Source organism: Modestobacter altitudinis, assembly GCF_005930475.1.
Classification (GTDB): Bacteria; Actinomycetota; Actinomycetes; order Mycobacteriales; family Geodermatophilaceae; genus Modestobacter; species Modestobacter altitudinis.
In genome coordinates this window covers 58,167-76,543 of the sequence record NZ_SJEW01000014.1, presented here as the reverse complement: position 1 = coordinate 76,543, position 18,377 = coordinate 58,167, and the positions used below count along the sequence as shown (strand labels likewise).

The 18,377-nt window shown below is 75.5% G+C and carries 17 protein-coding genes; 10 read left to right on the top strand and 7 right to left on the bottom strand.

Features of this window, described 5'->3' with window-relative positions:
* Nucleotides 1–17 precede the first annotated feature (17 nt).
* A complete protein-coding gene (locus FHL79_RS07790) occupies nucleotides 18–167 on the top strand; it encodes a DUF2530 domain-containing protein (protein WP_138758047.1) in 150 nt (49 codons plus the stop codon).
* Here FHL79_RS07790 and FHL79_RS07785 read toward each other — a convergent pair.
* Nucleotides 133–735 (bottom strand): GNAT family N-acetyltransferase, encoded by a 603-nt coding sequence (locus FHL79_RS07785; protein WP_138758036.1) that lies wholly within the window; start codon nucleotides 733–735, stop codon nucleotides 133–135. The two genes, FHL79_RS07790 and FHL79_RS07785, sit on opposite strands and share 35 nt — an antisense overlap.
* Nucleotides 736–739: 4 nt before the next feature.
* Entirely contained in the window at nucleotides 740–1,558 is an 819-nt protein-coding gene (locus FHL79_RS07780; RefSeq protein WP_246080495.1) for a DUF3027 domain-containing protein, read from the bottom strand.
* Nucleotides 1,559–1,645: 87 nt separating this feature from the next.
* Between FHL79_RS07780 and FHL79_RS07775 the strand changes: the two genes are divergently transcribed.
* Together FHL79_RS07775 and FHL79_RS07770 are read left to right on the top strand one after the other, a co-directional pair.
* Nucleotides 1,646–3,190: an MFS transporter gene (locus tag FHL79_RS07775; RefSeq protein WP_246080493.1), complete on the top strand. Its 1,545-nt coding sequence runs from the start codon at nucleotides 1,646–1,648 to the stop codon at nucleotides 3,188–3,190.
* Nucleotides 3,181–3,717, top strand: coding sequence for a DUF2771 family protein (locus FHL79_RS07770; RefSeq protein ID WP_246080491.1), 537 nt, complete (start codon nucleotides 3,181–3,183; stop codon nucleotides 3,715–3,717). Before FHL79_RS07775 ends, FHL79_RS07770 begins: the two co-directional genes overlap by 10 nt.
* A 46-nt stretch (nucleotides 3,718–3,763) precedes the next feature.
* Here the strand turns inward: FHL79_RS07770 and FHL79_RS07765 are convergent, their stop codons facing one another.
* The 3 genes from FHL79_RS07765 to FHL79_RS07755 all read right to left on the bottom strand — a co-directional run bounded on the left by FHL79_RS07765 (nucleotide 3,764) and on the right by FHL79_RS07755 (nucleotide 6,341).
* Nucleotides 3,764–5,419, bottom strand: coding sequence for an AMP-binding protein (locus FHL79_RS07765; protein WP_138758034.1), 1,656 nt, complete (start codon nucleotides 5,417–5,419; stop codon nucleotides 3,764–3,766).
* Nucleotides 5,420–5,492: 73 nt separating this feature from the next.
* A complete protein-coding gene (locus FHL79_RS07760) occupies nucleotides 5,493–5,708 on the bottom strand; it encodes a hypothetical protein (RefSeq protein WP_138758033.1) in 216 nt (71 codons plus the stop codon).
* 114 nt (nucleotides 5,709–5,822) lie between these two features.
* Nucleotides 5,823–6,341, bottom strand: coding sequence for a hypothetical protein (locus tag FHL79_RS07755; protein WP_138758032.1), 519 nt, complete (start codon nucleotides 6,339–6,341; stop codon nucleotides 5,823–5,825).
* Nucleotides 6,342–6,532: 191 nt separating this feature from the next.
* Here FHL79_RS07755 and FHL79_RS07750 point away from each other — a divergent pair, with 191 nt between their 5' ends.
* From FHL79_RS07750 to FHL79_RS07740, 3 genes are all read left to right on the top strand, one after another.
* Entirely contained in the window at nucleotides 6,533–8,788 is a 2,256-nt protein-coding gene (locus tag FHL79_RS07750; protein ID WP_138758031.1) for a helicase C-terminal domain-containing protein, read from the top strand.
* 153 nt (nucleotides 8,789–8,941) lie between these two features.
* A complete protein-coding gene (locus FHL79_RS07745; RefSeq protein WP_138758030.1) occupies nucleotides 8,942–10,222 on the top strand; it encodes an SAM-dependent methyltransferase in 1,281 nt (426 codons plus the stop codon).
* Between the two features lie 152 nt (nucleotides 10,223–10,374).
* On the top strand, nucleotides 10,375–12,060 hold the full coding sequence (locus FHL79_RS07740) for a DNA repair helicase XPB (RefSeq protein WP_138758029.1): 1,686 nt from the start codon (nucleotides 10,375–10,377) through the stop codon (nucleotides 12,058–12,060).
* A gap of 38 nt (nucleotides 12,061–12,098) precedes the next feature.
* Here FHL79_RS07740 and FHL79_RS07735 read toward each other — a convergent pair whose 3' ends face one another.
* On the bottom strand, nucleotides 12,099–14,381 hold the full coding sequence (locus FHL79_RS07735; protein WP_171058070.1) for an ATP-binding protein: 2,283 nt from the start codon (nucleotides 14,379–14,381) through the stop codon (nucleotides 12,099–12,101).
* Between the two features lie 101 nt (nucleotides 14,382–14,482).
* Here FHL79_RS07735 and FHL79_RS07730 point away from each other — a divergent pair, with 101 nt between their 5' ends.
* From FHL79_RS07730 to FHL79_RS07715, 4 genes are all read left to right on the top strand, one after another.
* Nucleotides 14,483–14,761 (top strand): hypothetical protein, encoded by a 279-nt coding sequence (locus tag FHL79_RS07730; protein ID WP_138758027.1) that lies wholly within the window; start codon nucleotides 14,483–14,485, stop codon nucleotides 14,759–14,761.
* Nucleotides 14,762–14,786: 25 nt separating this feature from the next.
* Nucleotides 14,787–15,650 carry a CPBP family intramembrane glutamic endopeptidase gene (locus FHL79_RS07725; RefSeq protein ID WP_138758026.1) on the top strand — a complete coding sequence of 288 codons (864 nt, stop codon included), beginning with the start codon at nucleotides 14,787–14,789 and terminating at the stop codon, nucleotides 15,648–15,650.
* Nucleotides 15,651–15,872: 222 nt separating this feature from the next.
* Nucleotides 15,873–17,651, top strand: a complete 1,779-nt coding sequence (locus FHL79_RS07720) for a DEAD/DEAH box helicase (protein ID WP_138758025.1) — start codon at nucleotides 15,873–15,875, stop codon at nucleotides 17,649–17,651.
* A 104-nt stretch (nucleotides 17,652–17,755) separates the two neighbouring features.
* A complete protein-coding gene (locus tag FHL79_RS07715; RefSeq protein WP_138758024.1) occupies nucleotides 17,756–18,100 on the top strand; it encodes a PspC domain-containing protein in 345 nt (114 codons plus the stop codon).
* A 42-nt stretch (nucleotides 18,101–18,142) separates the two neighbouring features.
* On the opposite strand, the gene FHL79_RS25380 is transcribed toward FHL79_RS07715, so the two are convergent.
* On the bottom strand, nucleotides 18,143–18,346 hold the full coding sequence (locus FHL79_RS25380) for a LuxR C-terminal-related transcriptional regulator (protein WP_179966084.1): 204 nt from the start codon (nucleotides 18,344–18,346) through the stop codon (nucleotides 18,143–18,145).
* Nucleotides 18,347–18,377 lie beyond the last annotated feature (31 nt).

The window sequence follows — 18,377 nt, the reverse complement described above, 5'->3', positions numbered from 1 at the left end:
GCGTGGTGCACGTGGGCATGGCGCTGTGGGCGGTCGCGCTGGTGGTGCTGCTGGCTCTCGGCGACCGGGTCGACCGGGTGTGGACCTGGACCTGCGTGGCCGCGCTCGTGCTGGCCGTCCTCGGCCTGGGTCTCATGCGCTGGCAGGGCCAGGACCGCCAGGACTGACCCCCGCGCCGGCGATCCACTCGTCGCGGGTGATCGCGTACTCGACCTCACCGAGCTCACTGCCGGACAGCGGGTCGTCGAGGTCGAGGGTGAACGTCCGCACGTGCCTCATCCCGAGCGCGGCCATCGTGGCGCGGGAGGCGGTGTTCACGGCCATCGTCTCGGCGAACACCCGCCGCAGCCCGAGGTCGGTGAAGCCGTGCCGGAGCAGCTCCCGCGCCCCCTCGCCGGCCAGCCCCCGGCGCCAGTGCCGGCGCAGCAGCCGGTATCCGAGCTCCGCCTGGCCGGCGACCGGCCCCTGGTCGGGCCGCTCGGGCGGTTCGAGGATCCACCAGCCGACGAACTCGTCCCCGATCAGCCCCGCCCAGAACCCGAGCCCGGGCACCCGCCCGGCGACGGCCAGCCGCTGCCGGTGCCGGGCCTCGACCTCCGCCCGGGTGCTCGCCCGGCCGGTCAGGTACCGCATGACCTCGGGATCGGAGTCCAGCTCGACCTCGGCCTCGAGGTGCTCCTCGGCGAGCGGCACCAGCCGCAGCCGGGCGGTCCTCAGCTCGGCCTGCGCGCCCACCGGCTCAGAGGACGTCGAAGTCCGCGGTGTCGTAGCGGGCGGTGAGCTGGACCTCGGCCGGCTCGCCGTCGGAGGGCTCCAGCGTCGCCTGGCTGTGCGCGCCGCAGCCGTAGTCGGCGGTGACCACGTGGCCGTCGGCCGGGGAGTAGCCGTTCCCGCAGGCGCCCAGCGACAGCCGCAGCGACCCGGCCAGCGGGAGGAAGAACCCGCAGGTGGCGCAGGGGCCGGGCGCGTGCCGGGCCATCGCCGACCGCGGCCCGAAGTCGCCGTCCCGCCAGCGCTCGGCGGCCTCGATCCGGCCCAGCGGCGAGAGCACCCGCTCCCGGCCGATGCCGATCTCCTCGGCGACGACCCGGCCGGCCGGGTCGTCGGCGGAGTCGTCGTCGGCGAGGTAGCTGGGCACCAGGCGGTGGTCGTCCTCGGTGGCGGGCAGGACGTCGCCGACCGACAGGTCGCCCGGGCGCAGCCGTTCGTGCCAGGGCACCCACGCCGGGGCGAGCAGCGCCGCGTCGCCGGGCAGCAGGACCACCTCGTCGAGGGTGGGCTCGTCGTCGCCCGGCACCCGGGCCAGCGTCACGGCCCAGTGCCAGCCGCGGTAGCCGGGCAGGGTCGCGGCGAAGAAGTGGGTGACCACGACGCCGAGCGCCGGGTCGACGTCGTCGGCCAGCACCTCGGCGGTCACGCCCTGGTGGTCACCGACGGCGGCCGGGTCACCGGCCACCTCGGCGGCAGCCGCGCGGGCCGGCTCGACCGCGGCGGCCAGCACCTCGTCCGGGGCGGAGCCATGGGCGGCGGGGAACGCAGAGTCGGACACGCCCCCCATTGTCGCGGATGCTCCTCCGGGCGCGCCCGCCGCGCCCCGGGACGCGCGGCACACCGCCTCCTCGGGCCGCTGCGGCACCATGGTCCCGTGCCCGACACCCCTGCTCCGCGCGCGCGTCGGCGGCTGCGCGGGAGCCGGGTGCCGGAGCCCGGGGTCGAGACGCACCCGCTCGGCATCCCGCGCCAGCAGACCCGGCCGCTGCCGGTCGTCGGTGCAGGGCCGGCCGGCGACGTGCCTCCGTCGCCGCGGCCCTCGCCGCCGGCCGGACCGGCACCCGACGGGACGCCGGAGGAGCCGGGGGCCCGGCCGCGGAAGCTGACGGTGACCCGGGTGGCCGCCGCCCGCACCCGCCAGCTCAGCGGCGCGACCGTCCGCCGGGTGCGCGCCTACGGCCGGGCCGACGGTGCCGGGGACACCGGCCTGACCGGGCTGTTCTGGGTGAACGCCCTGCACATGGCCGGAGACGCGATGATCGCCGTCTCGCTGGCCGGCACGCTGTTCTTCGCCGCCGCCTCGGACGCGCAGCGCGGCAACGTCGCGCTCTACCTGCTGGTCACCATGGCGCCGTTCGCGCTCGTGGCTCCGGTGATCGGCCCGGCGCTGGACCGGCTGCAGCGCGGCCGCCGCTGGGCGCTGGCCGGCAGCCTGCTCGGGCGGGCCCTGCTGGCCGTGTTCATGGCCGTGCACCACGACGACCTCGGCCTGTACCCGGCGGCCCTGGGCGTGCTGGTGCTGAGCAAGGCGTTCAACGTGCTGCGGGCCGCCGTCGTCCCCCGGGTGCTGCCGGCGGCGATGTCGCTGACCTCGGCCAACGCCCGGATGTCGGTGTTCGGGCTGGCCGCCGGCGGCGTGCTCGGCGCCCTCGCGGCCGGCACCGCCTCGCTGCTCGGGTTCGGCTGGGAGCTGGGCGCGACCGCGGCGGTGTTCGCCGGCGCCGCCGTGCTCGCGCTCCGGCTGCCCCGGCACGTCGACGTCCCGGGGGACGAGGAGCCCGCGGACGTGCTGCGCACCGCGCCGATGGCGGTGCCCGGCAGCCGCCGCCGGGCCACCACGCCGCACGTCGTCACCGCGCTGCGGGCGACCGCGGCGCTGCGCGGGCTGAGCGGCTTCCTGACGATCTTCTCGGCGTTCCTCGTGCAGGCCACCGTGTCCAGCGGCTGGGAGGCCACGGTCGCCCTCGGCGGCATCGCCGCCGCGGCCGGCGCCGGCAGCTTCCTCGGCACCGGCATCGGCGCCCGGCTGCAGACGGCGAGCCCGGACCGGGTGGTGCTGGCCGCGGCCGGTGCGGCGGCGGCGATCACCGTGCTGGCCGCCTGCTTCTTCAGCCTGCCGATGGCCGCCCTGGTGGCCGGCGTCGCCGCGGTCACCAACGCGCTGGGCAAGGCCGCGCTCGACGCGATCGTCCAGCGTGAGGTGCCCGACAGCCTGCGGGCCTCGGCGTTCGCCCGCTCGGAGACCTGGTTGCAGCTGGCCTGGGTGCTCGGCGGCGCGCTCGGGGTCGCGCTGCCGACCACCGGCTGGCTCGGGTTCACCGTCGCCGCGGCGCTGCTCGTGCTCGCCGTCGGCCTCACCCTCTGGAGCCTGCGCACCCGCCGGGCCCGCCGCACCATCGATCGGGAGGCATGGACGTGACCTCGGCAGGACCGACGTCGACCGGGGTGGCGCTGCTCGCCGGGCTGGGGTTGCTCGCCGGCTGCGGGAGCTCCGCAGCCGACGGCGGGGCGGGCAGCAGCGGCTCCGCCGCCCCCACCGTCACCGTGCAGGCCGGCGGTGACCAGATCCCGGTCGACCCCACGCAGTACTGCCGGGACGGCGACGGCCAGCGCTACGCGACGACGCCGCCGATCATCGAGGTCACCCCGGACACCACGATCTCGTTGACCGTCCCCGACGCGGTGGCCGAGGCCGGCTGGGGCGTGCAGGTCTACGACCAGGACCTGCAGGAGCTGATCGGCGAGGTCGACGTGCCCGCGGGCGACGCGGTGTTCAGCGAGATCAACACCTCCGACGCCGCCCCGCCGACCTTCTACCTGGTGGTCGTCGAGGACTCCGACCCCGAGGCGTGCAGCGGCCTCTCCGGCGCCTGGCCGGTGGGCTTCATCCGCACCGACGGCGGCAGCACCTCGACGACCACCCCGTCGGAGTCCCCGGCCGGCTGACGAGCGGAGTCCCCGCGCATCGGTTCCCGAGCGCTGGGACCCCGGATCAGGCGTTGCGGATGGCGGCCGCGGCCTGCAGGCCGAGTTCGGCGACCGACACCTCGCGCATCTCGACCTTGCGGACCTTGCCGGTGACGGTCATCGGGAAGCCGTCGACCACCTTCACGTACCGCGGCACCTTGAAGTGGGCGAGCTTGCCGGCGCAGAACGCGCGCAGCGCCTCGGCGGTCAGCGGCTCCGCCCCGTCGCGCAGCTGCACCCAGGCCATCAGCTCCTCGCCGTACCGCTCGTCCGGGACGCCGATCACCTGCGCGTCGACGATGTCCGGGTGGGTGTAGAGGAACTCCTCGACCTCGCGCGGGTACACGTTCTCCCCGCCGCGGATCACCATGTCCTTGATCCGGCCGACGATGTTGACGTAGCCGGCCGCGTCCATCACCGCCAGGTCGCCGGTGTGCATCCAGCGGGCGCTGTCGAGCACCTCGGCGGTCTTCCCCGGCTCGTCCCAGTAGCCCAGCATCACCGAGTAGCCGCGGGTGCACAGCTCCCCCGGCGTCCCGCGCGGCACGGTCAGCCCGCTCTCGGGGTCGACGACCTTGGACTCCAGGTGCGGGTGGGTGCGGCCGACGGTGGAGGTGCGGCGGTCCAGGTCGTCGTCGGCACCGGTCTGGGTGGACACCGGGGAGGTCTCGGTCATGCCGTAGCAGATGGTCACCTCGGTCATGCCCATCTCGTCGACCACCCGCTTCATCACCTCCACCGGGCACGGTGAGCCGGCCATGATCCCGGTGCGCAGGCTGGACAGGTCGTAGGAGCCGAAGTCGGGCAGCGCCAGCTCGGCGATGAACATCGTGGGGACGCCGTACAGCGACGTGCACCGCTCGTCCTGCACCGCCTGCAGTGTCCGGGCGGGGTCGAAGCCCGGGGCGGGGATGACCATCGTCGCGCCGTGCGAGGTGCAGCCGAGGTTGCCCATGCCCATGCCGAAGCAGTGGTAGTAGGGCACCGGGATGCAGACCCGGTCGGCCTCGGTGTAGCCGCAGCCCTCACCGACGAAGAACCCGTTGTTGAGCAGGTTGTGGTGGGTGAGCGTGGCGCCCTTGGGGAAGCCCGTCGTCCCCGACGTGTACTGGATGTTGATCGGGTCGTCGGGGCTCAGCTGGGCCGCCCGCTCGGTCAGCAGGGCGCGGTCGGCGGCGCGGCCGGTGGCCATCAGCTCCTCCCACTCCGGGTCGCCGAGGAAGACGACGGTGCGCAGCGCCGGGCAGTCCTCGCGGACCTCGGCGACCATGGCCCGGTAGTCGCTCGTCTTGAACTCCGGCGCCGCGACCAGCACGGAGATGCCCGCCTGCTGCAGCACGTAGGCGAGCTCGTGCGTGCGGTACGCCGGGTTGATGTTGACCAGGACGGCGCCGAGCTTCGCCGTCCCGTACTGCACGAACACCCACTCGGCGCAGTTGGGCGCCCAGATGCCGACCCGGTCACCCTTGACCACGCCGAGGGCGTCGAGGCCCAGGGCGCAGGCGTCGACGTCGGCGACCAGCTCGGGGTAGGTCCAGCGGCGGCCCGAGGTGCACTCCACCAGCGCCTCGTGGTCACCCACCCGCGCTGCCGTCCGGTCGAGGTCCGCCCCGATCGTGTCGCCGAGCAGGGGCACCGTGGAGGTGCCGCTGCTGTAGGACGGCAGCGCGGGCTGGGTCATGGTCTTCTCCTCGTGTCGGCCCCCCTGCAGGGTCCCGCTGCGAGCTCGCGAGATGCGGGGGGCAGGGGTCCTTCTACTCGCCCGCCATCAGGCCGGCCCGGTTGGGGCGGTCGGTCGGGTGGGCGTAGCGCAGCCGCTCCGGCGGCAGCGGGAAGGCGTGGTCCTCACCGAACGGCGAGAGCCCACCGGCCATCTCGCTGACCAGCTCGGTCACCGGCGGGCCGTCGCCCTCGGACTGCCCCCAGGTCGGTTCGACCAGGTGGGCGTGCTTCTCCTTGCGCTTGGACATCGAGCCTCCATCAGCGGTGCGGTCCGGGTCAGCTCCCCGGGTGCCTCGGTGCCATCTTCGCGTGTCCGACCGCTGAGATGCACGTCGCGTTCCCCACCGTGTCGCCCGGCCGGGTCAGCGGCGGCCGGCGACCCGCGCTCCGTAGACGGTGCCGACGCCGTCGGCGGTGAGCAGCCACTCCCGCGGGGAGACCTCCGCGTAGCGGATGTCGGAGCCGTTGAGCTGCTGCACGGCCCGGGTCCGCCACACCGCGGTGGACACCAGCTGCAGCCGCAGTGGCTCGTCGACGAACTCGTCGAAGCCCAGGGGCTCGACCTGCAGCACCGCCGGGCCGGCGATCCGCAGCACCCCGACCTGCCAGTCCGTCCGGGCCAGCGCAGCGGTCCACCGGCGCGCCCGGACCAGCGCACCCAGCCCGATGCAGGCGACCGCGACGCCACCGACGACCAGCGCCACGACCATCAGCCCGGCGAACGGTGGCCGCGCGCCGCCGTTCTCCACGATCCGGACGACGGCCGCGCCGAGCAGCACCCCGAGGACGACGGCCACCAGCCCCCCGCCGAGCCAGCGCAGCGCCCCGGCGCGGAGCGCGTCGACGGCGGTCCGGGTCTGCGGGTCGTCGAGCGCGGGCACCCGGCGATGCTCCCAGAACCGAAAGGCCGGCTGGTCGGCCCACCGCGCCGGAGGTGCTCTCCGGACGATCGTGCTCTGCTGCCCGGGTGGGAGCAGAGCACGAGCGTCGCCAGGGCACCGCCGGGGCCTCCTGCAGCCCGGGCACCGACCGCCGGAGCAGGACCGGTGACCGTCGACGTAACGTGGACCGGATGTCTCCGGACCAGCCCGCCACGCTCGCCGCCTGGCTGCGCACCCGCACCGACGAGCAGCTGGGCGCCCTGCTGGTGGCCCGGCCCGACGTCGCGCGCCCCGCCCCGTCCGACGTCGTGGGCCTCGCGACCCGCCTCGCCGTCCCGGTCTCGGTCGACCGGGCGCTCGACGAGCTGGACGCAGCGACCCTGCAGGTGCTCGACGCGGTGCTCCTCTCCCCGACCGACGGCGTGCCCCGCACCGAGCTGCCCGGGCTGCTGCCCGACGTGCCCGCCGAGGCCGTCGACGCCGCCGTGGAGACGCTGAGCACCCGCGCGCTGCTGTGGGGCGACGAGGAGCTGCACGCCCCCGAGCCGGTGCGCCGCGCGGTCCGGTACCCGGCCGGGCTGGGCCGGCGGGCCGTCGACCTGCGGGTGCAGCTCCCCCACGACCTGCCGGCCGCGCTCGCCGACCTCGCCCCGGACGAGCGCACCGTGCTCGACCGGCTGGCCGGCGAACGGCCGGTCGGCCACCTGCCCGACGGCACCTCCGGCTCGCTCAGCCCGGCCCGGCGTCTCCTGCAGGCCGGGCTGCTGGCCCGCATCGACGCGATCAACGTCGAGCTGCCGCGGGAGATCGGTCTGGCCCTGCGCGGCGACCGGCCGCTGGGCCCGCCCCGGCTCCGCCCGGAACCCGAGCTGAGCCGGCGGGACCCGGCCGTCGTCGACAGGCAGGCCGCGGGCGCGGCGCTCGAGCTCCTCAGCCGGGTCGTCGACGTGCTCACCGCCCTGGAGGAGGAGCCGGCGGGCCTGCTGCGCAGCGGCGGCCTCGGCGTGCGGGACCAGAAGCGGCTGGCCAAGGAGCTGCGCATCGGCGAGGCCGACGTCGCGTTCCTGGTCGAGGTCGCGCACGCCGCCGGGCTGCTGGACGTGGGCGGGGCGCACCGCGACGAGTGGCTGCCCACCCGCAGCTACGACGCCTGGCGGGAGCAGGACCTGGCCGACCGGTGGGCGACGCTGGCCTGGGGCTGGCTGACCAGCGTGCGGCTGCTCTCGCTGGTCGGGCAGCGCGACGTCGCCGGCAAGGCGGTCAACGTGCTCTCCCCCGACGTCGTCCGGCAGACCGCGCCGGTGCTGCGGCGCTCGGCGCTGTCGGTGCTCGCCGAGTTCCCCGCCGGCTCCGGGCTGGCCGCCCCCGAGCTGGTCTCGCTGCTGCGCTGGCGCACCCCGCGGCGGGCCGACCGGCTCGCGCCGGTGCCGGACCTGCTGGCCGAGGCGGAGCGGCTGGGCATCGCCGTCGGCGGCGTGCTCGGCCGCGGGGGGCGCGGCCTGCTCACCGGCGGGGAGGACGACGCCGCCGACGGGATGCGCGGCCTGCTGCCCGAGCCGGTCGACCACGTGCTCGCCCAGCCCGACCTGTCGCTGATCGCCCCCGGGCCGCTGGTCGCCGACCTGGCGGGCACCCTCGGCGTCGTCGCCGACGTCGAGTCCTCCGGCGGTGCCACGGTCTACCGGGTCTCCGACGGCAGCATCCGGCGCGCCCTGGACGCCGGCTGGTCGGCCACCGACCTGCACGACTTCTTCGCCCGGTCCTCGCGCACGCCGGTGCCGCAGGCGCTGGAGTACCTGATCGACGACGTCGCCCGGCAGCACGGCCGGCTCCGGGTGGGCGCGATCGAGTGCTACGTCCGCTCCGACGACCACGGCCTGGTCTCCCAGGTGCTCAGCGACCGCCGCACCGCGAACGCCGAGCTGCGCCGGCTGGCCCCCGGCGTCCTGGTCAGCGGGCTGCCGCCGGAGGAGGTGCTGTCGGTGCTGCGCGCCGCCGGGTACGCCCCGGCCGGGGAGTCCGCCGGCGGTGCGGTGCTGACCCGGCCGCAGGCCCCGCCGCGTGCCGCCGGACGTCGTCCCGGCGCGACGGCCGGGCCGGTCGGGCCGCGTCCACTGGCCCCCGGCGACGTCGGGGCCACCGTGCGGGAGATCCGCGCCGGGGACGCCGCCCTGGCCGCCCGGCGGGCCGAGCCGGTGCGTCAGGTGCCGGGGGTGACCACGGCCAGCACCCTGGAGCTGCTCAGCCGGGCGGTCCGGGAGAACCTGCCGGTGTGGCTGGGCTACGTCGACGCCCAGGGCAGCGGCAGCCAGCGCGTCGTCCAGCCGGTGTCGCTGGCCGGCGGGTTCCTGCAGGGCTTCGACGAGGGGCGCGGAGAGAGCCGCACCTTCGCCGTCCACCGGATCACGTCGGTGGCGTTGGTCGAGGCCGAGGACGCGACCGGCTGACCTGCCCGGCCACGGGTTCCGCTTTCCCCCCCTCGTCCGGGATGATCAAGCGCCCGTCCGGCGTTGCGCGGGTCAGTTGGTACGTGCAACCAGCGTCCGGGCAGAAGGTCCCGGGTCGTCCGCTGGGTGCGGCCAGGGCGAGGAGTGTGGGGCATGACGAGGAAGCGGACGGTCGCCGACCGGCTGTCGGATGCGCTGGGTGCGGTGCTGGGCACGACGGAGCTCCCGGTCCGCCTGCGCGGGTGGGACGGCTCGATCACCGGCCCCGCGGGTGCGCCGGTCGTGGCGGTGAACTCGCGCCGGGCACTGCGGCGGATGCTGTGGTCACCCGGGCAGCTGGGCATCGGCCGGGCCTACGTCGCCGGCGAGATCGACATGGAGGACGACGTCTTCGCGACGTTCACCGCGCTGCGCAGCGACAGCCGGCTGGCGCAGGAGAAGCCGCCGACGCACTGGTCCTGGCGCGACCGGCTCCGTCTGCTGGGCACCGCCCTCCGGCTGGGCGCCCTCGGTCCGGAGCCGGCGCCGCCGCCCGAGGAGGCTCCTCCGGTCGACGGGGGTCGGCACTCCCGTGCCCGGGACGCCGCCGCGATCGCCCACCACTACGACGTCGGCAACGACTTCTACTCCCTCGTCCTCGGCCCCTCGATGGTCTACTCCTGCGCCGTCTGGTCATCGCCGGAGACGGGGCTGGACGCCGCCCAGGAGGCCAAGCTCGACCTGGTCTGCCGCAAGCTCGGGCTGGTCCCCGGGTCCCGTCTGCTGGACGTCGGCTGCGGCTGGGGCTCCATGGCCATCCACGCCGCCCGGCACCACGGCGCGACGGTCGTGGGCGTCACGCTGTCGGAGGAGCAGGCGCTGCTGGCCCGCAAGCGGGTCGCCGAGGCAGGGCTCACCGACAAGATCGAGATCCGGGTGCAGGACTACCGCGCCGTGGACGACGGGCCCTTCGACGCGATCAGCTCCATCGGGATGGCCGAGCACGTCGGCCGCGCGCAGATGCCCGGGTACGTGGACCAGCTGAACCGGCTGCTCCGCCCCGGCGGGCGGCTGCTCAACCACGCGATCTCCTGGAACGCCGGCGTCTCGACCTGGCGGCCGGACTCCTTCATCGCGCGCTACGTCTTCCCCGACGGCGAGCTGCTGAACCTGGGCGAGACGGTGAGCCTGCTGGAGTCCCGGGACCTGGAGGTCCTCGACGTCGAGGCGCTCCGCCAGCACTACGCGCTGACGCTGCGGGCCTGGGTGCAGCACCTGGAGCAGAACTGGGACGCCGCCGTGGCCGCCTCGAGCGAGGGCCGGGCCCGGGTGTGGCGGCTGTACATGGCCGCCAGCGCGCTGACCTTCGAGGCCGGTGACATGGGCGTGAACCAGGTCCTGCTGCAGAAGACCGGCGGTGAGCAGCCGCCGCTGCGCCGCACCGCCTGGATCTGACCACCCCGGGGGCAGAAGTGGCCACTTCCGCCCCCGGGGCGGGGCGACCGGTCGCACACCGTCGTCCGGAAGGTCGGGTCGCTGCTCGGCGTTAGCCTGGACAGTCCGGCGCGTCCTCCGCGCCTGAGCCCCCGAGAAGAGGATGCGCACGCGTGAGTGACGGCCCCCTGATCGTCCAGTCCGACAAGACGCTGCTGCTCGAGGTCGACCACCCGCAGTCCAAGGAGTGCCGGGCGGCGATCGCCCCGTTCGCCGAGCTGGAGCGCTCTCCCGAGCACGTGCACACCTACCGGGTCACCCCGCTGGCGCTGTGGAACGCGCGGGCCGCGGGGCACGACGCCGAGCAGGTCGTCGACGCGCTGGTGCGCTACTCGCGCTACCCGGTCCCGCACGCGCTGCTGGTCGACATCGCCGACACGATGGACCGCTACGGCCGGCTGACCCTGGCCAACGACCCGGTGCACGGCCTGACGCTGACCAGCACCGACCGGGCCGTGCTCGAGGAGGTCGTCCGCAGCAAGCGGGTGGCCCCGATGCTCGGCGCCCGGCTGGACGCCGACTCGGTCGCCGTCCACCCCTCCGAGCGCGGCCGGCTCAAGCAGGCGCTGCTGAAGATCGGCTGGCCGGCCGAGGACCTCGCCGGCTACGTCGACGGGCAGGCGCACCCGATCGAGCTGGCCCAGGACGACTGGCACCTGCGCGACTACCAGCAGGAGGCGGTCGACGGCTTCTGGGCCGGTGGCTCGGGCGTCGTCGTGCTGCCCTGTGGCGCCGGCAAGACGCTGGTCGGGGCCGCGGCGATGGCCGAGGCCAAGGCGACCACGCTGATCCTGGTGACCAACACCGTCTCCGGCCGGCAGTGGAAGCGCGAGCTGATCGCCCGCACCTCGCTCACCGAGGAGGAGATCGGCGAGTACTCCGGTGAGCGCAAGGAGATCCGCCCGGTCACCATCGCGACGTACCAGGTCATCACGACCCGCCGGAAGGGCGAGTACCGGCACCTGGACCTGTTCGACGCCCAGGACTGGGGCCTCATCGTGTACGACGAGGTGCACCTGCTCCCCGCGCCGATCTTCCGGCTCACCGCCGACCTGCAGTCCCGCCGGCGGCTGGGGCTCACCGCGACGCTGGTCCGCGAGGACGGCCGGGAGGACGACGTCTTCTCCCTGATCGGGCCCAAGCGGTACGACGCCCCGTGGCGGGACATCGAGGCGCAGGGCTACATCGCCCCGGCCGAGTGCGTCGAGGTGCGGGTCAGCCTGGACGACGAGGAGCGGATGACCTACGCGGTCGCCGAACCCGAGGAGCGGTACCGGATCGCGGCCACCGCGCAGTCGAAGCTGCCGGTGATCCGCCGGGTGCTCGATCGGCACCCCGACGAGCAGAAGCTGGTCATCGGCGCCTACCTCGACCAGCTCGACGAGCTCGGCGCGGCGCTGGACGCCCCGGTGATCCAGGGGTCGACGACCAACAAGGAGCGCGAGCGGCTGTTCCAGGCGTTCCGCATCGGCGAGATCAAGACCCTCGTCGTCTCCAAGGTCGCCAACTTCTCCATCGACCTGCCCGAGGCCGCGGTCGCGGTGCAGGTGTCGGGGACGTTCGGCTCGCGGCAGGAGGAGGCCCAGCGCCTCGGCCGGGTGCTGCGCCCCAAGGCCGACGGCCGGCAGGCGCACTTCTACACGGTCGTCTCCCGCGACACCCTGGACAGCGAGTACGCCGCCCACCGGCAGCGGTTCCTCGCCGAGCAGGGCTACGCGTACACGATCGTCGACGCCGCGGACCTGGCCGGCCCGGGCGAGGTCAACGGCCCCGACTGGGTCGACGAGCCCGCCGACTGACGGGCACCCCCTGCGAGGGGGCCGCACCCTCCAGCACGTCAGTGCTGGAGGGTGCGCCAGGCGGCGAGCTGCGCGCGGGACCGCAGCCCGAGCCGGGTGAGGATCTGCTGCACGTGCGACTCCGCGGTGCGCGGTGAGATGACCAGCCGCGCTGCGATCTCGCGGTCGGTGAGCCCCTCCACCACCAGGTCGGCGACCTCCTGCTGCCGGCGGGTGAGCCCTCCCGCTCCCCGCTGGGGTGGGAGGGCACCGGCTGCCTCCTCCCGCAGCGCGGCCCGCACCGCGTCCGCCCGGCCCAGTGCACCGCCCCGCTCCGTCCCGGCGCTCCAGCGCCGCGCACCGAGCGCCCGACGCGCCGAGGCAGTGCACGCCTCCCGGTAGCGGACCAACGGTGCGGGGAGCGCAGCCGGGACCGAGCGCCAGACGGCGTCCGCGGCGCCGGTCAGCAGCGCCGCGCGCTCCGGGTCCCCCGCCGCCGCGGCGGCCCAGGCCAGCGCCTCGACGCACAGCGCCACCCCGCTGCGGTCGTCCACCTCGCGCATCAGCAGCAGCGCCTGCTCCTCCAGGGCGGCGGCCGCGGCCGGCTCGCCGCCGTCCAACCGGACCAGCCCCAGCCCCCAGAGGGCGTGTGACCGGGTCCACGCGTCACCGCCGGCGCCCTGCTCCAGGCTGGTCGTGAAGGCCTCGTCAGCGGCGACCAGGTCCCCGGCCAGCAGGGCGACCACACCGACGTCGGCCCAGCAGAAGGCGGCGTGCGGGGCGTCCACGGCACGGTGGGCGGCGGCCGCCTCTCGCAAGAGCCGGTCCGCCGTCCGCAGGTCGCTGCGGAACAGCGCCGCCAGCCCCAGGTACTGGACGGCGAGGGCCGTCGTCGCGGGCAGGTCGAGCCGCCGGCCCAGCTCCTGCCCTTCCTCCAGCAGCGGGACGGCGGTGTCCGGGTCGGTCGCCGCGAGCGCGAGGTAGCCGGCGACCACCAGCCCGTGCGCGCGGGCCGCCGACTCCGCGGTCTCCCGGGCCAGCAGCACGGAGAGCCAGCGCCGTCCCTCGGCCAGCCGGCCGCGCGCCTCCCACCACAGCCACAGCTCGGCGGCCAGTGACAGGCCGACGGCGGCGTCCCCCGGCCGGGACAGACAGGTCTCCAGTGCCGCACCGATCTCGGCGGCACAGGCGCTCAGCCGGTCGAACGCGGCGACCTGCCCCGGGCCGAGGAACTGCGCGGCCGCCGAGGTGACGACGCCGGCGCACCAGTCCCGGTGGCGCAGCCGCACCGCGTCGACCTCCCCCGCGGCCACCAGCTGCTCGCGGCCGAAGGCGCGCACGGTCTCGAGCATCCGGAACCGGGGGCCGGCCGCTCCGTGCGTGACCTCGACGACCGACGCCTGGACCAGCGCGGTCAGCACCTCCAGCACCGACGCGGCCGGCAGCAGGTCGTCGGGGCACACCGCCTCGATCGCCGCCAGGTCGACGTCGGCGGCGAACACCGACAGCCGCCGCCACAGCACCCGCTCGCCGTCCCCGAGCAGCTCAGCGCTCCACTCCATGGTGGCCCGCAGCGCCCGGTGCCGTTCGGGCACCGAGCCCCCGGAGCGACGGAGCAGCGCGAACCGGTCGTCGAGCCGGGCCAGCAGGTCGGCGGGGCCCAGGGTGCGCAGCCGGACGGCGGCCAGCTCGATGGCCAGCGGGATCCCGTCCAGCCGGCGGCACAGCTCCGCCAGGTCCGCCTCGTCGGCGGGACCGAGGACCAGTCCCGGCGCTGCCGCCCGGGCCCGCTCGGCCAGCAGCCGGACCGCGTCCGAGCCGGCTGCGTCCCCCGCGGCGGGCAGCGGCAGCGGCGGGACGGGGAACAGTGCCTCGCCGGGGACGTCCAGCGGGGCGCGGCTGGTGGCCAGCAGCTGCAGGCCGGGGCAGGCGGCCAGCACGGCGTCGACGAGGACGGCGCAGGCGTCGCGGAGGTGCTCGCAGTTGTCCAGCACCAGCAGCACGCGGTCCTCGCCGAGCACCTCGGCCAGGGCGGCGGGCAGCCAGCGCCCGGAGCTGTCCCGGACGTCGAGGGCCGCGGCCACCTGCTGGGCGACCAGCGAGGGGTCGGACACCGCGGTGAGGTCGGCCAGGACGACCCCGCCCGGGAACGAGCGGCGGAGCTCGGCGGCCGCCCGCAGCGCGAGCCGGGTCTTGCCGACGCCACCGGGCCCGACCAGCGTGAGCAGCCGGGCGTCCCCCAGCAGCCGCCGGACCTCGGCGAGCTCCGCGCGGCGGCCGACGAAGGAGCTGCGCTCGGCTGGCAACCGGGCACCCCGGTGGACGGCAGCGGCCCGGGCCATGCCCCCGGACCGTAGCGGCGGGTACGGGCCTGCGGGAGGCCCGTGCCGCCGTCCGTACATCTCCCGATGTGCGGTGCGGCCGCCGGCGGGACGGTGTCCGCGTGGACGGCCGGCCGGTCAGTGCGTGCGGCGAGCTCTTCCTGGTCGAGCTCACCGCACGGGACGCGGCGTCCGACGCCGTGGCGATGCACCGGGCGCTGCACCAGGCGGTGCGGCGGCTGGCGGCCGGGGGCGTGCCGATCGGCTGGTGCAGCGCCCTGCTGCTGCCCGACGGCCACTGCCTCTGCCTGGTGCAGGCCGCCGCGCTCGACGACGTCGCCCTGGCCTGCGACACCGCTGCCCTGCCGGTCGCCGCGGTGCGGCCGGCCCGCCTCCTCTGACCCCTCGATGGAAGGAAGTCCTGTCATGTCCGCTGTCGACGACCCCCGGCTCACCACTCGCCGGACCACGCCCCCCGGCTTCCGCGGCTGGGTGGCCCGGCGCCCGCTGACCGCCTTCCTGGTGTTGGTGTTCGGCCTCGGCTGGCCGCTGGTCTCGGTGCCCGCGCTGGCCGACCACGGGGTGCTCCCCGGCGGCGAGGTCCCCGAGGAGCCGTTCACGCTGGCCCTCACGCTGCTGGTGATGCTGCCCGCAGCGCTGTGGGTGACGGCGGTCGCCGACGGCCGGCCGGCCGTGCGCGTCCTGCTCCGCCGCGCTCTGCGCTGGCGGTTCTCACCCGGCTGGTGGGCGGCGGTCGTCCTGGCGCTCCCGCTGCTGACCCTGGGGCTCGGGGTCCTGGGCGGCCGGTCGCTGGACACCGGCGACCTGGCCGGTGCGCTCGCCGGTGCCGTCGTCTCGATCATCACCGCGGTCGTGCTGGTGCACCTGTGGGAGGAGACCGTGTGGGCGGGCTTCTTCCAGGGCCGGCTGGAGCCGCGGTACGGGTACCTGCCGGCGGCCGCGATGACCGCGGTGCCGTTCGCCGCGATCCACCTGCCGTTGCAGTTCATCGGCGACTCGTCCGCAGGTGAGCTGCTCACGGCGGTCGGGGCGCTGCTGGTGTTCGGTCTGGTGATGCGGTTGATGGTCGGCGTCACCGTGCACGGCGCAGCCGGCAGCCTGCTGGCCGCCGGGGTCGTGCACGCGGTGTTCAACGCCTCGAACAACTCCGGCGACCTGGCGGACGAGCTGCTCAGCGGGGGCCAGCCGACCGGGTTCGCCGTCGCGGCCGCCGCGTTGTTCACCGCCGCCGCCTACGCCACCCTCCGCGCCCGGGGCCGGGCGCGCTGAGGGGCCGCCGGTCCCGCCGGGACGCGTGGGGACGGCGGGACCGGCGGGACGTGACGGGTCGGTCCGACACGGGCATGACCTGTGCCACACCCGATCGGCCGCCGGTGCATCAGCCCAGGTCAGCGGAGAGGTGACGGCGTCCCATACGTCGTCGCGGACGAGGCGCGCGGGAGGCGCCCGGTTGGGCGTGTTGCCTCCCCGCCGACCAAGATGGTCCCCGACATGGGGACTGCAGCACGAGCGGAGACACTGGGCCCGCAGACGACCAGCCGACCGCTCCGAGCGTGGCAGCAGGCCGCACTGGCCGGCTACGAGGAGACCTCACCGAAGGACTTCCTGGTCACCGCGACCCCCGGCGCCGGCAAGACGACGTTCGCCCTGACGCTGGCCGCGCGGCTGCTCGCCCGGCGCGAGGTGGCCCGGGTGGTCGTGGTCTGCCCGACCGACCACCTGCGGCTGCAGTGGGCCGACGCGGCGGACCGGATGGGCATCGTGCTCGACCCGGGGCTGACCAACGCGGTGGGGCCGGTCCGGGCCGGCACCCAGGGCTACGTCACCACCTACGCGCAGGTCGCCGGCAAGCCCATGCTGCACGCCGCCCGGGCGACCGCGGTCAAGACGCTGGTGGTCCTGGACGAGGTGCACCACGCCGGCGACGGTCTCTCCTGGGGCGAGGCCACGGAGGAGGCCTTCAGCCGCGCCGCGCGCCGGCTGTCGCTGACCGGGACGCCGTTCCGCACCAAGGCCGACGAGCGCATCCCGTTCGTGAAGTACGTCGAGGACGGGTTCGAGGGCCAGGGCGGCCTGATGAGCGTCGCCGACTTCACCTACGGCTACAAGGAGGCGCTGGCGGACAACGTCGTCCGGCCGGTCGTCTTCGCCGCCTACACCGGCACCTCGCGGTGGCGGAACTCCGCCGGCGAGGTGGTCGCCGCGTCGCTGTCCGAGGCCGGCACCCGCTCGGTGGAGATGCAGGCCTGGCGCACCGCGCTGGACCCCAAGGGCCAGTGGGTGCCGCACGTGATCGCCGCGATGGACGACCGGATCACCCACCTGCGCGAGACCGGCATGCCGGACGCCGCCGGGCTGGTGCTGGCCAGCGACCAGGACGACGCCCGCGAGTACGCCAAGATCGTCCGCCGGGTCACCGGCAAGGCGCCGGAGCTGATCCTCTCCGACGACCCGAAGGCGTCGAAGAAGATCGAGAAGTTCAACATCGGCGGCGCCCGGATCGCGGTCTGCGTGCGGATGGTCTCCGAGGGCGTCGACGTGCCACGCGCCGCCGTCCTGGCCTGGATGACCTCCTACCGGACGCCGCTGTTCTTCGCCCAGGCCGTCGGCCGCGTGGTGCGTGCCCGTGGGCCGCACGAGTCGGCGACCGTGTTCCTCCCCGCCGTGCGGCCGCTGCTGTCGTTGGCCGCGGCGATGGAGGAGCAGCGCAACCACGTCATCCCGCCGCCGAAGTCCCAGCCGGACGAGGAGCTGGAGGCGCTGGACCTCCCCGCCCGGGAGCCCCGCGAGGGCGAGATGAAGCAGTGGGAGGCGCTGGAGGCCGACGCCCGGTTCGCCCACGTGCTGTCCAGCGGGACGGCGCACACCGGTGAGGGCACCCCGGCCGGCGCGCCGCTGGAGGCCGAGGACGAGGACTTCCTGGGCATCCCCGGGCTGCTGACCGCCGCCCAGACCGCGGAGCTGCTGTCCAAGCGGGACGACGAGCTGCGCATCCGGGTCGCCGCCTCGCACCGGCGGGGCGACGACGAGGACGGCTTCATGGTCGTCGAGGACCACCCGGAGGAGGACGCGCCCGGCCGCGGCTGGCGGGACGTCGCCGAGCTCCGCCGGGAGATCAACCGGCTGGTGAACCGGATCGCGGCCAAGACCTCGCAACCGCAGGCCGTGGTGCACACCCAGCTCCGCTCGTCGGTGCCCGGGCCGCCCTCGGCGTCGGCGTCGGTCGAGGTCCTCCGCGCCCGCCGCGAGCGCCTGCGCACGATGCTCTGAGCGGTGGTCAGGGGCGGCTCGGGTCATCCCTGACGTCGAGGACCAGGGACAGGTCCGGGCGTTCCCCGATGCCGCCGGGACGCCGTCGCGAGCAGGCTCGTGGCATGACATCGTCTCCGTACTCCACTCCTCCGACCGGCCTCGAGCCGCCGGCCCTCTCGGGCTCCACCGATCGCCCGCCGCTGCAGCGCAGCCGCACCGACATGATGCTCGGCGGTGTGAGCGGCGGCCTGGCCGAGCACACCGGCGTGGACGCGTTGCTGTGGCGGGTCGCCTTCGTCGGCCTCACCCTCGTCGGCGGAGCGGGTATCCCGATCTACCTCCTGCTGTGGGTGCTCATGCCGCCGGCCCCGGCCGGCCCGGCCGACAGGTCAAACGTGCTCGACGAGTGGGTCGAGCGTCTGCGCGGCCGGCTCAGCAGCCCCCGCACTCCCCCGGCCGCCGGCTGACGACCCGGCTGCCGGCGGACGTCGAGGCGGCTCGGGAGTCCGTCAGCTGAGCAGGCCGCGGGCGGCCAGGGCGACCGCCTCGGTGCGGCCAGAGGCGCCGAACTTCGCCAGGATGTTGCTGACGTGCACGCTCGCGGCCTTCTCGCTGATGAACAGCTCCGCGCCGACCCCCGCGAGCGCCTGCGCACCATGTTGTGACGTCGCGCCCTGACAGTCCGCGCATCCCCGGGTGTCCCTGAGACCCACCCAGGGACACGTCACGGGCGCCTCGACTGAG